We start from the raw sequence: 16,304 nt of genomic DNA, 5'->3' as shown, positions 1-16,304 counted from the left end.
GATTACAGTGCTGGGCGTCGTACGTACGGACGGTGCCGAGGAGGCCTGCATGGAGGCGACGTCCGGTGCCGTCTGGGGCCGCGCCGAGCAACAGGACTTCCGCAGCCGGGTGCGCGGCGCCCTGCTCGGCGTGGCCGTCGGCGACGCGCTCGGCGGGCCCGCCGACGCGCTCGACCTGGACGAGATCCGTGCCGCCTACGGCGGGGAGGGCCTGCTCGACCTCGCCTTCGGGCACGGCCGGCGCGGCACGGTCACCCACCACACCCAGCTCACCCTCTTCACGGTGGACGGGCTGATACGGGCCCAGGTGCGCCGCGACACCGGCGCCTGGCACCCGCCGACCGATCTGCACCGGGCGTATCTGCGCTGGGCGGCCACCCAGCGCGACTGGGGTCCGGACGAGCGCCGCAAGGACGACGGCTGGCTGGCCCGCGAGGAGTGGCTGTACGCCCGCCGGGACCCGACCCGGGCCCTGCTCCTGGGCCTCGGCGACGAGACCATGGGCACCCTGGACACCCCGAAGAACCCCGGCGAGCTGGGCCCGGAGGCCGTCGCCCGCTCGGCGCCCTTCGGCCTCCTCGTCGGCTGGGAGCCCCAGCTCGTCGCGCAGCTCGCCGTGGAGTGCGCGGCCCAGACCCACGGGCACCCCATCGCCTACCTGTCGGCGGGCGCGTACGCCGTCATCATGCACGGCCTCGCCCGCGGCGAGAGCCTGGACGCCGCCGTGCAGCGGGCCCTCGCCCTGCTCGCCGCCCGCCCCGGTCACCAGCCCGTCGCCGACGCCCTCCAGCACGCGCTCGGCGCGGTACGGCAGGGCCTGCCCGGCCCGGGCCGGGTGGAGGAGCTGGCCGGCGACGGCACCGCCGACGGGCTGCTGGCCGCCGCCGTGTACTGCGCCCTGGTGGGCGAGGACGTACGCCACGGCCTGTGCCTGGCGGTCAACCAGAGCGGGCCCTCGGCCGCGGCGGGCGCCCTGACCGGCGGCCTGCTCGGCGCCCTGCACGGCGACACGGCCCTCCCGCCGGCCTGGCTGGCCGAGCTGGAGGGCCGCCCCACCGTGCTGGAACTGGCCGACGACTTCGCGATGGAGATGACCCAGGGCCCCGCCCTGCACGGCCCCGCCGGGTCCACGCCGGGCTGGCTGGCCCGCTACCCCCGGGCCTGAACCGTCCCGGCGGCGGCTCCTACGGTGCTCCCACCACGTCGTCCCCGGCCTTCGCGGGCACCGGCACGGCCACCGCCGCGTCCCCGTCCGTGTTGACCGTCTCGATGACCGCGAGCCGCTCGGGGGTGTCCTCCGGCTTCAGGTAGCCGATCAGGACGTACAGCACCAGGGAGACCGCGAGCGGGATGGAGACCTGGTACTGCAGCGGGACTCCGCCGTCGACCTTCCAGTTGATCGGGTAGTTCACCAGCCAGAAGGCGAGCAGACCCGCCGCCCAGCTGGTGAGCGCCGCGGTCGGGCCGGAGCGGCGGAACGGGCGGAGCAGACCCAGCATCATCGGGATCGCGATCGGTCCCATCAGACCCGCCACCCACTTGATGACGACCGTGATGATGTCCTTGAAGGCGGGGGAGTTGACCTGGGTCGCCACCGCCATGGACAGGCCGAGGAAGACGACGGTCGTCACCCGGGCCGCGATCAGCCCCGACCGCTCGCCCCACGCCCGGGCCCGCGCCGACAGCACCGGCGCCACGTCCCGGGTGAACACCGCCGCGATCGCGTTGGCGTCGGAGGAGCACATGGCCATGGTGTGCGAGAAGAAGCCGACGATGACCAGGCCCAGCAGCCCGTGCGGCAGGAGCTGCTCGGTCATCAGGGCGTAGGAGTCGGAGCCGTCCGGCTTCTGCGCGTGGACCAGCAGCGGGGACATCCACATCGGGAAGAACAGCACCACCGGCCACACCAGCCAGAGCGCCGCCGACAGCCGCGCCGACCGCGCGGCCTCCCGCGCGCTGCCCGTCGCCATGTAGCGCTGGGCCTGGTTGAGCATGCCGCCGTTGTACTCGAAGAGCTTGATGAACAGGAAGGCGAGCAGGAACACCGTGCCGTACGGGCCGACCAGCGGCTTGCCGTGGCCGTGCAGCGCGGGCTGGTCGAAGGCGTCGAGGAGACCGATGTTCTTGTCGCTCAGCTTCAGCACGACCGCGACGAACATCGACACACCGGCCAGCAACTGGATGACGAACTGGCCGAGTTCGGTCAGCGCGTCCGCCCACAGGCCGCCGATCGTGCAGTAGACGGCGGTGATCGCGCCGGTGATGAGGATGCCCTGGTTCAGGGACACACCCGTGAACACCGACAGCAGGGTCGCGATCGCGGCCCACTTGGCGCCGACGTCCACGATCTTCAGCAGCATGCCCGACCAGGCGAGCGCCTGCTGGGTGGAGAGGTTGTAGCGGTTCTTCAGGTACTCCAGCGGCGATGCCACATGGAGCCGGGACCGCAGCCGGTTGATGCGCGGCGCGAACAGCCTGGCGCCGATGGCGATGCCGAGCGCGATGGGGAAGGACCAGGTGACGAAGGAGGTGACGCCATAGGTGTAGGCGATGCCCGCGTACCCGGTGAACATCACCGCGCTGTAGCCCGACATGTGGTGCGAGATGCCGGAGAGCCACCACGGCATCTTGCCGCCGGCCGTGAAGAAGTCGGAGACGTTGTCCACACGCTTGTGCGACCAGACGCCGATCGCGACCATCACTCCGAAGTAGCCGATCAGCACGGCCCAGTCGAGACCGTTCATGTGTCCCCTTCCAGAGTTCACGGGCCAGGGTCAGGCATGTGAACTCTGGTTTCGGAGGTGCACGCACGGCAAGGAAGAGGAACGTCAAGAGAAGGTAAAAATGTTCGATGTGGTGATCCGTGTTCACCTACATGAACGACGAGATGTGTGGGAAGGCCCCCGGCCGGGGGCACGGGGGCCTACTTCAGCTCGTCGGGGCAGGGAGTGCCGCGCGGCAACTGGTACGGCGCGGCCAGGTGGTACGTCCCGGCCTTCGGCGCGAGCAGCACCGTCCACCGGTCGCCCTTCGCGTCCTCCGCCGTCTCCGTCAGACACCCGTTGACGTTCTCGTACGTCCTCGGCGTGCCCTCGTCCCGGTGCTTCGAGGCGTCCGTCTCCTGCGGCGGCTTCAGGCTCTTGCCCTCGCCGTCGACGACGCTCAGCCACGGCGAGTACGGGATCCGTATGAGGATCCGCCCGGGCTCGCGCACCTGGAGGGTCATCTCGCCCTGCTCGGCCCGGTCCACCACGGCGTTGGGCTCGGCGAGCGGCGCCGGGTCGGTCACCTTGAACAACTGCCAGTTGGCGTCGCCCCAGATCTGCCGCAGGTACGGCATCCCGCGCCGCAGCAGTGTCCGCTCGCGCTCGCCGCCGCCGTTGCCGTCCGGGTTGTCCTTCGGCAGCACCACGAAGTGCACGGCCCACCGCTGGAGCCACTCGTGGTAGTTCGCCGAGTTGAGGGTGTCGTCGTAGAAGAGCGGGTTGCGCTCCATGTCGGCCTGCCGGTTCCAGCCGCGCGCCAGGTTGACGTACGGCGCCAGCGCGGACGCCTCCCGGTGCGAGCGCGCCGGGACCACCTCGACGCGGCCCTTCTCGGCGCCGACGTTCTGCAACTGGTTGACCAGCGGGGCCAGCTCGCGGGCCCAGGACGCGGTCGGGGTCGTGTGCACGATGTCGTCGACCGACTTGAAGCCGATCCAGCCGGCGAAGCCCAGGAACGCCAGCACGGTCACGTACCACTTGCGTGAGCGGGGCACCGTGTAGGGCAGCGCGGCCACCAGCGTCACACCCGCGAACAGCATCGGCAGCCGGGAGATGTTCGAGCCGATCTGCGAGTTGATCAGCCACACCAGCACCACGCCCAGGCTGTAGACGCCCGCCGTCAGCCGGACGGTGATCCACTCCTTGGGCACCAGGAACAGGCACAGCAGGCCGTACAGCAGCGGCATCACCACCGAGCCGAACGTCATCGGCTGGGTGCCGGAGAACGGGAACAGCCACGCCGACACGGCGACCACCGCCGACGGCGCGAGCCCCAGCGCCCACGCGCCGGGCCGCCGCTTCTGCAGGAACAGCGCGACCGCGACCAGGCCCACGAACAGCCCCGCGACCGGCGAGGACATCGTGGCGAGCGCGGCCAGCGGGGCGGCCACCAGCGCCTTCGCCCAGCGTTTGAAGCGCCACCGGTGCGGCCAGCAGAAGACGGCGGCAACCGAGCCGAGCGCGAACATGGTGCCGAGCCCGAAGGTCACCCGCCCGGACACCGCGTTGCAGACCAGCGCGAGGACTCCGGCGAGCGAGGCCCACAGCGGGTTCCGCACCACCCGGCTGCGCAGCAGGACCAGCGTCAGCAGGCCCGCCGAGACCGTCCCGGCGAGCATCATCGTGGTACGCACGCCGAGCAGCGACATCAGATACGGCGACACCACGCTGTACGACACCGGGTGCATGCCGCCGTACCAGGCCAGGTTGTACGCCGAGTCCGGATGCCGGCCGACGAACTCGGCCCAGGCGTCCTGGGCCGCGAGGTCTCCGCCGCTGTTCGCGAACGTGAAGAACCAGATGATGTGCAGGGCGCCGGACAGGACGGTGACGGACAGCACGGGGTGCCGCAGGAACCGCTGCCGGAGGGGCTCGACGGCGAGGCGCAGACGGATGAGCGGCAGGCTCTGCCGCGCCGGGGCAGGGCCGCCCGCGCGGTCGCCGTGGTGCTGCGCCACGCGGTCGTCGCGGTGACCGCCCGCGCGGTCCTCGTGACGGCTGTCCGCGTGGCCGGTGTGACGACCGTCCGCGTCAGTCGCGGACGGACGTATTCGCGGGCCGGATCCCGGGTCCGGATCGGCGTCGTCGGAGCGTGTCCGCTCGGTTGTGGCCACCTGAAGGCACTCCCCGTGTCCCGTCTTCTGTTCTCGGCCGTGTCCCTCGTGTTCCCGGCCGTTTCCCGTTCAGTTCGCGGTCCCGTTCCCCGACCGCCGACCTGCCCCGTTTCGTGACGCTAGCACGCACCCCGCCGAGGGGCTCCGTCGACGGGGTGCGTGCCAGGTGGGCCGGGGCCGGCTCAGCCGATGCGGGTCAGCTTGTCCGTGAGGCCCGGCTCGGACAGGTCCTTCTGCAGGGCCACCGGCACCTTCACCGCACCGGCACCGCCGTCACCCACGGTGAGCGTGCCGACCTCGGTACCGGCCTTCGCGGTGTGCGGCACGACGTCGGAGGCGAAGGACAGCTTCACCTTCAGGCCCGACCAGCCGGCCGCGGCGACGTCCTTCGTGGTCACCACCGGCGTACGGCCGCCGAGCCCGTCGTCCACGTACCCGACGACGTCGCCCTTCTTCAGCACCGTCGCCGACTTCAGCGCGCCCTGCGCGGAGCGGATCAGCTTGTCGGCCGCGTCCAGCGCCCCGCTCAGGATGGTGTTGTCCGAGCCGCCGGCGGGCTGGCGGACCACGGCGCCGACGACGGTCCGCGTCTCACCGCCGACCTCCTGCTTGGCCGCGAAGACCAGGTTGCCGAGGGCGGAGGTGGTGGTGCCGGTCTTGATGCCGACGACGTTGTTGTGGCCGACCAGGTGATTCCAGTTGGAGTGGTTGACGCCCTTGTAGTCGTCGTACGACATCATCGCCGCGACCTCGCGGAACGCGGGCTCCTCCATCGCGGCCTTGGCCAGCTTCACCTGGTCCACGGCCGTACTCACCGTCGAGTTCGTCAGACCCGAGGGGTCGGTGTACGTGGTGTTGCTCATGCCGAGGCCCTTGGCGGTGGAGTTCATCTTGGCGACGAACTCCTTCTCCGAACCGACGTCCCAGCGCGCGAGCAGCCGGGCCACGTTGTTCGCGGAGGCGATGAGGATGCTCTCCAGGGCCTCCCGCTGGGAGATGCTGTCGCCGGCCGTCACGTCGACCGTGGACTCCTGGCCCGCCTTCGACTGGTCCTGGGCCGCCTGGTCGATCTTGATCTTCGGGCCGTCGGCGCCGCTCTTCAACGGGTGGTCGCGCAGGATGATGTACGCCGTCATGACCTTGGCGACGCTCGCGATCGGCACGGGCTTCTGGGTGCCCGAGGAGCCGAACGTGCCGATGCCCTGGACGTCCAGCGCGGCCTGGCCCTGGGCCGGCCACGGGATGTCCGTCCTGGCGCCCTCGAAGGTGTAGGAGTCCTTCGCGGTGAGGTCCAGGGTGGGCTGGGGGAGCGGGCGCATCGCCTGTACGACCGCGAAGACGATCGCCAGCAGGATGACCAGCGGCGTCCAGATCTTGACCCGGCGGACCAGCGTGCGGACCGGGGTCTCCGGCGGCGGGGGCGTGTTCGTCAGCTCCGCCAGCAGGTCCAGCGGGGGCTTGGGCGGGAGCGGCTGCTGGGTGGTGCGCTCGGGGCCGACCTGCGGGACGGTGCTCGTGGGCGCGGTGAGGTCGGAGTTGCGCAGCGGAACGAACTTGCTGGTGCGCTCCGCTTCGGGGGCGGGGGGCCCGGCGGGGGCCTTGGTCTCAGCCTTGGGCTCGGGCTTCGGCTTGGCGGTGCCGAGCTTGAGCATGGTGGTGGGCTGGTCGACCTCGGGCTTCTTCGGGCGTACGGCCTTGAAGGCGGTGGTGGGCTGGTCGACGCCCTTCGCCGCGGGTTCGCCCTCGGCGGTCGAGGTCTTCGCACCGGCACCGCCCGTGCGGCTCTCGTCGTCGGCCGCGGGCGGCCTCTGCGGGGCGTCCTCGCCGTCGGCGTCCTTCGGCGCGCCGGTGGTGCCACCCGTTTCCGCGGCGGCCTTCGCGGCCCGGGCGGCGGCCGCGGCGGCCTTCGCACCGGCCACCTTGGCCGCCTTCGCGTCGGCGCCTGCGGCAGCCTTGGCCCCGGTGCCGGCGTCCGCCTTCGTGGGAGCCGTGTCCGGGCCCTCGACGGCCTTTGCGCCGTCGTCGGCGTCCGCCTTCGCGTCCGTGCCCGCGCCGGCCTTCCGGTCGGCGTCGCGGTCCGCGTCGGTGCCGGTCTCTGTGTCCGCGTCGGCGTTCGCCGATGCCGTGTCGGTGTCGGCGCTTGTGGCGGTCTTCGCGCGGGTGTTGGCGTCCGCCTCGGCGCTCGTGCCCGCGCCTGTGGCGGACTTCGCGGCGGCGCCCTCGGCTGCCTTCGCGTCGGTGGCGGTCTCCGAGTCCGGGTCCGCCTTCGGGCCGGCGTCGTCGTCCGCCTGCGCGTCGGTGCCCGTCTCCGCGTCCGAGCCCGTGGCGGTCTCGCCGCCGGCTTCGGCGCCGGACTTGCCGGACTTCGCGTCGGAGCTCTTCGGGGCCCGCGCCTCGTCCTCGTTGGCGTCCTTGCCGGCCTCAGGCCCCGTCTCGGTCTCCACGCCCGCTTCCGGGGCCGTACCGGCCTCCGTGGCCGCGGCGGGACTCGGCTCGGTCTCCGTGCCCTCGTCCGCCCGCGAGGCGTCGCTCGCGGTCGCGGTGTCGTCCGAGCCAGACTCCGGCTCCGGGTCCTTGGCCGAGCGGATCCACGCCGAGACCGCCTCGCGGAGGTCGGAGTCCCGGTCCTCCTCGGGCGGCCGGGGCCCGGACTCCTCCGAGGCGTCGGAGGCCTTCCCGTCCCGCACCGAAAGAATCTTCGTCGCCGTGTCGACGGCACCCGAGGAATCCTTTTCTCGGGACACCGCGAGGCGCGGATCGCGTGCCTCGGGAACCGAACCCGCGCTCCCCGACGTCGGTTCCGCCGACGACTCGCGCTGCTTCGACCTGTCGGGGGACTCGCCCGCCACCGATGCCTCCTCCATGCGCCGCACGCACACTCGCGCGCCCTGTCCGAACCATGTACCAGTGTCCTGTGTGAGGACTTGGCCCCTGCGGTAGACGAGAACGACATACCTGCCGGTTCCCTTACGAACCGGTCACGCACCCTCGACAGACCAATGTGAGAGGGGTCACCCTGTCATTCATCCACGCGGGGAGGCATGGATGGGCAGGAGCCGCAGAACAATTCCGGAGGAGCTTCTGCTGCTGGCACTGGACCCGGCCACGGGTACCACTGCACAGCCGCAGTCGCTCGACCTCGGTCTGGCCGGAGCACAGCTAGTGGAGCTGGCGCTGGCCGGACGGATAGCCCCAGACGGGGATCGTATCGCCGTGGTGGTGCCACGGCCGACTGGAGATCCGACTTTGGACTGCGCGTTGGAGTTGCTGCGAAGGCGTGGCGCTCCCGTGCGTGCCGTCCACTGGATCGGCGGGCCGCGATTGGGGCTCCGCCAGATCTACCTTTCGCACCTGGAGCGGTGCGGCATGGTCGCCGCCGTACCGGGCCAGATGTGCGGGGTGTTGCCCACGACGCGTTACCAGGCGACGGACACCGATATCAGCCGGGAGATCCGAGCCCGGCTGGACAACGCGATCCGCACCGGCGTACCGCCGGACCCGCGGACCGCGGCGCTCGCCGCGCTGGCGCACGCGGTCGGGCTCGGCAAGCACCTGTATCCGGGGAACGAGGGACGATCCTCCCGCTCCCGGCTGCGGGACCTGATCCGGCACGACCCCATGGGCGGGCTGGTGGCGCATGCCGTGATGGACGTGCAGAACGGCGCGGTGGCCCAGCCACGGCGTGGTCCGGCCACGGCCGGACGTCCGGCGGGGCCCGGACCCAGGGGCGCGGTGGAACCCGCGCGCGGGGTCCCGATGCAGCCGCACCGCGGGTCCATGGCACGTGCCGTGACCCACTGAGCCGCACCGCCGGTCCCCACGACACCGGTACGCAGTCCCCGAAACCCGTTCCGGGAGCCGCTGGTTCGAGCGGGGCGGTGAGATCCGCGTGGTCTCATCGCCCCGCTCGGCCGTGTCCGGAGCGCCGGGCCACGCCCTCATCGGCGCGTAACCGCTGCATATCCGCCGTTTCCCAGCGGTGGAAAGCGCCTTGGTGGCAGTCTGCTCAACAGCAGATACGCAAAGTGGTCAGTACAGGCAGGCAGCCGGAGGTGCACGTCCCGTGGCGTCCAATGTGAATCCCACCGTCAGGCGGCGCCGGCTGGGCCAGGAGCTGCGCAGGCTCCGCGAGCTCAAGGGCATGACGGCCGAAGAGGTGGCGGAGCGGCTGCTCGTGTCGCAGTCGAAGATCAGCCGGCTGGAGAACGGCCGCAGAAGCATCAGCCAGCGCGATGTGCGCGACCTGTGCGGGGTGTACGAGGTCGAGGACCAGCGGATCGTCGACTCGCTGATGGAGATGGCCCGTGACTCCCGCCAGCAGGGCTGGTGGCACACGTTCGGGGACATCCCGTACAGCGTGTACATCGGCCTGGAGACCGACGCCGAGTCGCTGCGGGTGTACGAACCCCAGCTCGTGACCGGCCTGTTGCAGACCCGCGCCTACGCGGAGGCCCTGGTGCAGGGCGCGTTGCCGGAGACGTCGACGGCCGAGATCGAGAAGCGCGTGCAGGTCCGCATGCGGCGACAGGAACGTATCACCGCCGACGGCAACGCCCTGCGGCTGTGGGTGGTGCTGGACGAGGCTGCGCTGCTCCGGGTCGTCGGCAGCCGGCTGGTGATGCGTGAACAGCTGGAGCACCTGGTCGAGATGTCCCAGCTCCCGCACGTCACCGTGCAGGTGCTGCCCTTCGAGGTGGGCGCCCATCCGGGGCTCAACGGCCAGTACGCGATCCTGGAGTTCACCGACGCCGCCGACTCGAGCGTGGTCTACCTCGAGGGCGTCACCAGCGACCTGTACCTGGAGAAGGCGCCGGACGTGCAGAAGTACGCCGTGATGTACGAACATCTGCGGGCACAGTCCCTCAATGTGGAACAGTCCCGGCAACTCATCGCGAAGGTGGCCAAGGGGTACGCCGAGTGAGTCGTGTCCCGCAAAAGCGCGGGATCGTACACCATTGGTCCACTCCAGCGGAAGGCTCACCTGGAATATGCCATCCGCTTGAGTGAACGACTACTCCGCAGGCGGCAGTTGCCCGGTAGCGTCGATCACGCCAATCAGACGACAGGGTTGGCGCGAACCGCACTACAGCAACTGGCAACAGGAGTGGACATGGCACTGGTTCAGGGCGCTTCGGAGACGTGGATGAAGTCTTCCTATTCCGCGGGCAACGGCGCCTGCGTCGAGGTCAAGTCGCCCACCACCGTGGAACTCGCCGTACGCGACTCCAAGGTCACCGACGGCCCGATCCTGGCCTTCCCCGCCCAGGCGTGGAACGTCTTCGTCGCCTCGGTCAAGGCCTAGGGGGCTCTCTCTGCCCCTCGCGCCTAGACGTCGCTCGACGACAACTGCACAAGCGTCACTCACAGAGCCCTCTCGACCAGTCGCCGTCCTTGCCGAGAGGGCTCTACGCACCTGAGCGGCGCGCCCATCGAGTCCTTCGTCCCGTACTACCGGCCGAGCTGCCCCTCGATGGCCGCGACGACCTCGGCCGCCTCCGGCTCGGTCTGCGGCGAGAACCGGGCGACGACCTGTCCGTCCCGGCCGATCAGGAACTTCTCGAAGTTCCAGCGGATGTCCCCGCTGTGCCCCTCACCGTCAGCGAAACCGACGAGGCGCTCGTACAGCGCGTGCCGCCCCTCCCCGTTCACCTCGACCTTCTCGGTCAGCGGGAAGGTCACCCCGTACGTGGCCGAGCAGAACTCGGCGATCTCCTCGGCGGTGCCGGGCTCCTGCCCGAGGAACTGGTTGCAGGGCACGCCGAGCACGGTGAAGCCCTGCTCGGCGTACCGCTCCTGCAGCCGCTCAAGACCCGTGTACTGCGGGGTCAGCCCGCACTTGGAGGCCACGTTCACGATGAGCACGGCCTGGCCGGCGTAGCCCGGCAGACGGGCGGAGCCGCCCTGGAGGGCGCCGATCTCGATGTCCAGCACGGAACCGTTGTTCTCAGTAGCAGTCATGCCCGGATGCTAGCCCGCTCCGCCACCGGCCGACCCGGAGGCTCAGCCCTGCTCCACACCCTCCGGCGCCCGCTGCTCCCCTGCCGGGGCCTGCTGCTCCGGCACGACGTTCCGCCCTTGCTCCTGCCCCTTCACTTCCCCCCGCGCCTTCTCCTCGATCTCGGTGTCGATCTTCTTCACGGCCCGGTCGAAGTACCGCAGCAGCTCCACCGGGAACGGCATGACCAGCGTGGAGTTCTTCTCGGCGGCCACCTCGACGACCGTCTGCAGCAGACGGAGCTGCATGGCCTCCGGGGTGTCGGACATGATCCGCGAGGCGTTGGCGAGCTGCTGCGCGGCCTGGAACTCACCGTCGGCGGTGATGACCCGGGCCCGCCGCTCACGCTCGGCCTCGGCCTGCCGTGACATGGACCGCTTCAGCGACTCGGGAAGCTGCACGTCCTTGATCTCGACCCGGTCGATGTGGATGCCCCACCCGGCGGCCGGGCTGTCGATCATCAGCGCCAGGCCCTCGTGCAACCGCTCCCGGTCACTGAGCAGATCGTCCAGATCGCTCTTGCCGATGATGGACCGCAGGGAGGACTGGGCGACCTGCCCGACGGCGAAGACGTAGTCCTGCACCTCGATGGCGGCGCGCACCGGATCCGTCACCCGGAAGTACACGACGGCGTCGACCTTGACCGACACGTTGTCCCGCGTGATGCCCTCCTGGGTGGGCACCGGCATGGTCGCGACCTGCACGTTCACCTTGCGCATCCGGTCGGCGAACGGGATGAGGAAGGTGACGCCCGGCTGCCGGTGCGCCGGCAGGGCCTTGCCCCACCTGAACACCACACCGCGCTCCACCTGGTTGACGACGCGCATCCCGCTCTTCAGCACGATCAGCAGCAGAGCGGCCACCACGACCACTGCGACGACGGTGCCTTCCATGGCACTCCAATCCTCACTTCAGGCAGAGACACCGGATAGGACACCGGCCCGGCGGCGAAGGGTGCGGCCACCCGCGTCATGAAACCGTCAAGAATGCGGGCCGACGCGACGCCGGTGGCGGCGGGTTTCCCCACCACCACCGGCGCGTGGTGCGTCAGCTGTAGGGCAGCCGCAGTACCGACCGTTCTCCGGTGCCGAGGACGGTGGGCGCGCTGCCGATGGCGTTCCAGACCTTCACCCGCACGGTCCCGTTCCTCAGGTCGCACGCCGTGCCGGTGGTGGAGCTGGTTCCGGCTCGGTCGGTGTAGTGCTCCCAGCCGGTGACCGGGTCGGTGGCGAAGTACCGGTAGGTCTCCACGCGGTCCCAAGTGCCGTCGCCGGTGCAGTCGTAGGACACCTGTGCCTGGGGTCCGTTGGCGACGGCGTTCTGGGCGTCGACGGCGAGGTCGAACCGGGTCTGGCCGTCGACGTAACCGAGGTCGAGTCCGGTCGCGGTGAAGGTGGTCGGCTTGTAGGGGGTGCCGTCATGGTTGACGCCGTCGGCGGAGGCCACGGTCACGGAGCCCGCCGGGCCCGCGGTGCCAGTCAGTGTCCCGTCCTCGTCCGGGTAGAGCGTGGGCGACGAACCCGTCCCGCCGGTGGGCGAGGGCGTCGGGCTCGGCGAAGGCGACGCGGTCTCCGTGGGGGTGGGCGTGGGCGTGGGGCTCGTGCCGCCCGGTGCGCTGCCGCCGCTCCATGTGTACGCGCCGGCCGTGACCGTCTTCCCGGCGGGCACCCGCACGGCGGTGCCGTCGGAGAAGTGCACCGTGCTGTCCGTGGCCGTGGTGTTGGCGGCGACGTAGGTGCGTTCGCCGCTCTTGACGAAGACGGCGCTCAGCGGGGAGTCGGCGCCGACCCCGGTGTCCACGGTGCCGAGCGCGGCGAGGTTGCGGATCCAGTGGAAGGTGTGGGCCTTGCTCTCGCCCTCCTCGGAGGTGAGGGAGCTGTGGGCGCGGAAGTCGGCCAGGGCCGCGTCACCGTCGCCCAGGGCCCGGTACTCGTACCAGATGTCGGGCCAGATCCCGGGCTGGGTCCTGCCGGCCTGGTCGAGCATCTCCTGGTAGTTGGCCCTGACGTGGGCGGGGTTGTCGCCCAGGTAGAGGTGTCCGCCGGTCACCGGCAGCAGGTTGATGCCCTGGATCTGCTCGGGGGCGCTGGAGAACCAGGTCGAGTAGGCGCCGCCGTTGCTCCACACCATGCCGACCCCCTTGTGCTGGAAGCCCTCCGGATAGACCTGGTCGTGGACGTCGAACCAGTAGTCCTCGATGGCGGCGGCCTGGGTGGTGTACATGTAGATGCCCGCGTCCCGGACGGCCTTGTTCCCGGTGGCGATGCCCCACTGGATGAGGGCGTTGTCGAAGTTCATCCCCTCGGAAGAGGACTCCTGGTTGTTGCCCGCGGCGAACGAGCCGTGGCCGGAGGCCCAGTCGTGGCCGGCGTAGATGTCGAAGTCACGCAGGAACGGGAAGCGTTCGTCGGTCCGGTCGTAGTTGTCGGCGTCCCGGATGAGCAGGTCGACCATCCCGCCGTAGTGATCGGCGTCGGCCCAGGTCGGGTCGAACCTGGCGAGGGTCGCGGCGGCGGCGATGTAGTAGCCGTAGTGGAAGTGGTGGTCGTTCAGCTCCTGGTCGGACCCGTAGGAGGCCGGGTAGCCGATCAGCGTGCCCCACTCGCCGTCGTAGTAGAACAGCCGGCCCGTCTTGCCCGGCGAGGCGGTGAACCAGTCCGTGAGCTTCGACTTGATGGCGGACAGAGCGGCGTCGCGCACCTCGGTGTCGCCGGTCTGGTCGGCGATCTCCGCCAGGCGTGCGGCACGTCCGAGCCCCTTGCCGGTCCAGTAGGTGTCGTCGCTCACCTGACGGGTCGGGTCGGCCTTCTCGGCGTTCAGGTAGTCCCGCAGGGTCGCGGCGTCGGCGCCGGAACTGTCGGCGACCGCCGGTATCTCGGGCAGCACCCCGTGGAAGTCCATCGTCGTGGTGAAGGACGTGACGCCGGTGAGCACCTTGAGCGGGCCGCGGGAGGAGACATAGGTCTGCGGCAGCGGGCTGCCGTCGGACAGATGGCGCCACTGGTGCGGCAGCAGGGCCGCCACCGTCCCGGTCGCCGATCCTTCGAGCGCGTCGGTGGTGAAGCGGTACGTGGTGGTGACGGTGCTCTTCGCCTCGTCGTACCGGTAGGACACGGCCGTTCCGGTGACCGGGTCGTGGGCGTACTCGGCGTACGCGTCCGCGAGCGCGGTGCGGTCGGCGGCCGACGTGGACGGCGTGGTCGGCAGCACGGCGACAGAGAAGTAGTCCTTGCCCGCGAGCGAGGAGGTGAAGGTGGACCCGCTGACCGACCAGGTGGCCCCGGCCGGGGCGAAGGCGACGTAGTCGTGCCCGTCGACCGAGTAGCCGAGCGTCGAGCCGGAGTGGGACCACACGTCCACCGTCGCGCCGGAGGCGGCCTTGATCCGCGCGTCACCGCCCGTCGCGCGGAAGTAGGCGAACGGCAGCCCGGAGCCGATCGTCGCCCGCAGGGTGTGCGCGCCGTCGCTGAGGTACGGGCTGACGGTCCAGTCGCTCCAGCCGTCGACCTTCACCTCGGGGGCGGCCAGACCGGAGACGCCGGCGACGAAGTCCTCCTTGTACTCGAAGTGGTACTCGCCCACGCCCTTGCCGCTGCCGGAGACCGTCGGCCTGGTGCTGTAGGAGACGCCCAGCCCCTCCGACCCGGCCCGGAAGCCGAGCGGCTGGGCGAACAGGGGCTCGCCGTAGGCGCAGTTGGTGCGCTTCCAGAGGATCGACGACCACCAGTCGTTGGTGGGGACCGCGCCCGACGGGGCGTTGGCGGTCACCCAGTGACGCGGGTCGGTGGACAGGTCCGCGCAGCCGGAGGGCAGCGGCCCGGGCGCCGTGGTGGTGTAACTGCCCGCCCCCACCGGGTCGGCGCCGGCCTTCGCGGAGTCGAGCACGGTGAGGACCGCCCCGAGGAGGGCGGCGAGAGCCACGAACACCGCGGCCCGCCGCCAGGGCGGGGACCACGGCACCGCTCTCGGCGGCTGAACACTGTCTCTTGACATGGGAGGACCCTTCAGCACGGGGCGGGGCGGGGCGGGGCGTACGGACGGCCCGGGCCGGCAGGTGCGGTGGGCCGTTGAAACGAGTGACGCGGCCGGCCTTTCACTTCGCAGGCCGTTGTGGCGGAGAGCCCGGAACCCAGTGCCTTGAGAGCGCTCTCAAGCACGGAAGGCTAGGGACGGCCTGAGGCACCGTCAATACAAAGCGCAATGATCGTTCGACCGGCCGTCACCCCGTGCTCACGCGTGAAGGCCCTGCCGTCCACCGGACGGGAGGGCCTTCACGCGTGCGGGCGGGATCAGGACGGGGGCTGGAGAACCTGGTCGATGACGTAGATCGTGGCGTTCGCGGCCTTGATGTTGCCGCAGACGATGTTCGCCTTGCCGTTGACCTTGAAGTCGGAACCGGAGCCCGACGTGGTCAGCTTGCCGCCCTCCACCGTGGTGAAGGAGCCGTTGGGAAGCTCGTTCGGGGTGATCTGCTTGTCCACGACGTGGTAGGTCAGCACCTTCTTCAGCTGCCCCTGGTCGCCGAGAAGTGAGGTGAGCTGCGACGCGGTGACGTTCTTGAAGGCCTGGTCGTTCGGGGCGAAGATGGTGACGTCGGGCTTGCCGTTCAGGGTGTCGGTCAGCTTGGCCCTGACCGCGGCCGAGACCAGCTGGCTGAGCTGTGGATACGCGGACGCGGCGTCGACGACCTTGTCCTTGGCCGTGTCGGCCTTCTGCGCGAGCGCCGAGCAGCCGGAACCGAACGTCCCCGACGGGCTGGGAGACGCGTCCTGTGCGTGACTCTGCGACGCCGGAACGACGAGCGCGAGCGGCAGGGCGACCAACGCCGCCGCGCCGGCCTTTGCTTTACGCATACGGGTGGACCTCATCGCGACCTTCCTCCCATGGAGGCGTGAGCACTGCGGAGGCTCGGACTTTCGGACGTCCTCGTCTCCGCGGGCCGGGTGGGGCGGCTGCCGCGCCACGGCCTTGCCTCGGGCCATCGTCATCCGGCCACTCAGCGAGCGTATCCAGCAGATGCCGGTGACCGCATCTCGAGCGCGGGCGCCCGGAATTGGATGCCGAGGGCCCCGAGCCGTGACGACCGACCGGAGGCCGCCGCACGGGTGCTCCCGGGACCCGGCGGCCGCCCGCTCCACGCGACCGCCAACTCTTCGCACCTGGAAAACGGTTGGCCACCGGGCACGCGATCGCGGCTCGCATGCCGGGATCGCCCTCACCCCAAAAGTGGTCGAAGGCGGTAGAATCGCGCAATTGCGTCCGGGTTCGCGGTAGTCGGTTCGATCTTCGTCGCAACCCGATGCGCGGTGCGCCCTCTCGTCGAACGGAGCGTGACCGCCGCGACGCGCGTCGTGCCCCGGGGCCGCTCCCGCGCCTGAGCGTGATCCGCGGGCGATCGTGGTGGCCCGTCGGCTCGGAAGCGTGTGGCGC

General features: G+C 70.7%; 11 protein-coding genes. 4 read left to right on the top strand and 7 right to left on the bottom strand.

Translation table 11 applies throughout. The features are described from left to right. Positions 1-49: 49 nt before the first annotated feature. Positions 50-1,165 carry an ADP-ribosylglycohydrolase family protein gene (locus ABZ478_RS13605; protein ID WP_359548485.1) on the top strand — a complete coding sequence of 372 codons (1,116 nt, stop codon included), beginning with the start codon at positions 50-52 and terminating at the stop codon, positions 1,163-1,165. Between the two features lie 19 nt (positions 1,166-1,184). On the opposite strand, the gene ABZ478_RS13600 is transcribed toward ABZ478_RS13605, so the two are convergent. The 3 genes from ABZ478_RS13600 to ABZ478_RS13590 all read right to left on the bottom strand — a co-directional run bounded on the left by ABZ478_RS13600 (position 1,185) and on the right by ABZ478_RS13590 (position 7,728). Further along, entirely contained in the window at positions 1,185-2,744 is a 1,560-nt protein-coding gene (locus ABZ478_RS13600) for a sodium:solute symporter family protein (RefSeq protein ID WP_359548482.1), read from the bottom strand. A gap of 179 nt (positions 2,745-2,923) precedes the next feature. After that, positions 2,924-4,879, bottom strand: coding sequence for an MFS transporter (locus ABZ478_RS13595; protein WP_359548480.1), 1,956 nt, complete (start codon positions 4,877-4,879; stop codon positions 2,924-2,926). A gap of 182 nt (positions 4,880-5,061) precedes the next feature. Beyond that, on the bottom strand, positions 5,062-7,728 hold the full coding sequence (locus tag ABZ478_RS13590; RefSeq protein WP_359548477.1) for a D-alanyl-D-alanine carboxypeptidase: 2,667 nt from the start codon (positions 7,726-7,728) through the stop codon (positions 5,062-5,064). A gap of 196 nt (positions 7,729-7,924) precedes the next feature. On the opposite strand from ABZ478_RS13590, the gene ABZ478_RS13585 reads away from it, so the two are divergent. From ABZ478_RS13585 to ABZ478_RS13575, 3 genes are all read left to right on the top strand, one after another. Further along, positions 7,925-8,680, top strand: coding sequence for a GPP34 family phosphoprotein (locus ABZ478_RS13585; RefSeq protein WP_359548475.1), 756 nt, complete (start codon positions 7,925-7,927; stop codon positions 8,678-8,680). A gap of 262 nt (positions 8,681-8,942) precedes the next feature. Then, positions 8,943-9,800 carry a helix-turn-helix transcriptional regulator gene (locus ABZ478_RS13580; RefSeq protein ID WP_359548472.1) on the top strand — a complete coding sequence of 286 codons (858 nt, stop codon included), beginning with the start codon at positions 8,943-8,945 and terminating at the stop codon, positions 9,798-9,800. Between the two features lie 189 nt (positions 9,801-9,989). Next, positions 9,990-10,181: a DUF397 domain-containing protein gene (locus ABZ478_RS13575; RefSeq protein WP_359548469.1), complete on the top strand. Its 192-nt coding sequence runs from the start codon at positions 9,990-9,992 to the stop codon at positions 10,179-10,181. Between the two features lie 146 nt (positions 10,182-10,327). On the opposite strand, the gene ABZ478_RS13570 is transcribed toward ABZ478_RS13575, so the two are convergent. The 4 genes from ABZ478_RS13570 to ABZ478_RS13555 form a co-directional block, all read right to left on the bottom strand. Then, entirely contained in the window at positions 10,328-10,837 is a 510-nt protein-coding gene (locus tag ABZ478_RS13570; protein ID WP_359548466.1) for a glutathione peroxidase, read from the bottom strand. A 42-nt stretch (positions 10,838-10,879) separates the two neighbouring features. After that, positions 10,880-11,767, bottom strand: a complete 888-nt coding sequence (locus ABZ478_RS13565; protein ID WP_359548464.1) for a slipin family protein — start codon at positions 11,765-11,767, stop codon at positions 10,880-10,882. Positions 11,768-11,921: 154 nt separating this feature from the next. Then, positions 11,922-14,867 (bottom strand): glycosyl hydrolase, encoded by a 2,946-nt coding sequence (locus ABZ478_RS13560; protein WP_359548462.1) that lies wholly within the window; start codon positions 14,865-14,867, stop codon positions 11,922-11,924. Between the two features lie 296 nt (positions 14,868-15,163). Next, entirely contained in the window at positions 15,164-15,727 is a 564-nt protein-coding gene (locus ABZ478_RS13555; RefSeq protein ID WP_359548460.1) for a fasciclin domain-containing protein, read from the bottom strand. Between the last annotated feature and the right edge of the window lie 577 nt (positions 15,728-16,304).

The organism is Streptomyces sp. NPDC005706 (genome assembly GCF_040631045.1).
Taxonomy (GTDB): domain Bacteria; phylum Actinomycetota; class Actinomycetes; order Streptomycetales; family Streptomycetaceae; genus Streptomyces.
The sequence above is the reverse complement of the archived record's forward strand: the minus strand, read 5'-3'. Positions and strand labels throughout refer to the sequence as shown.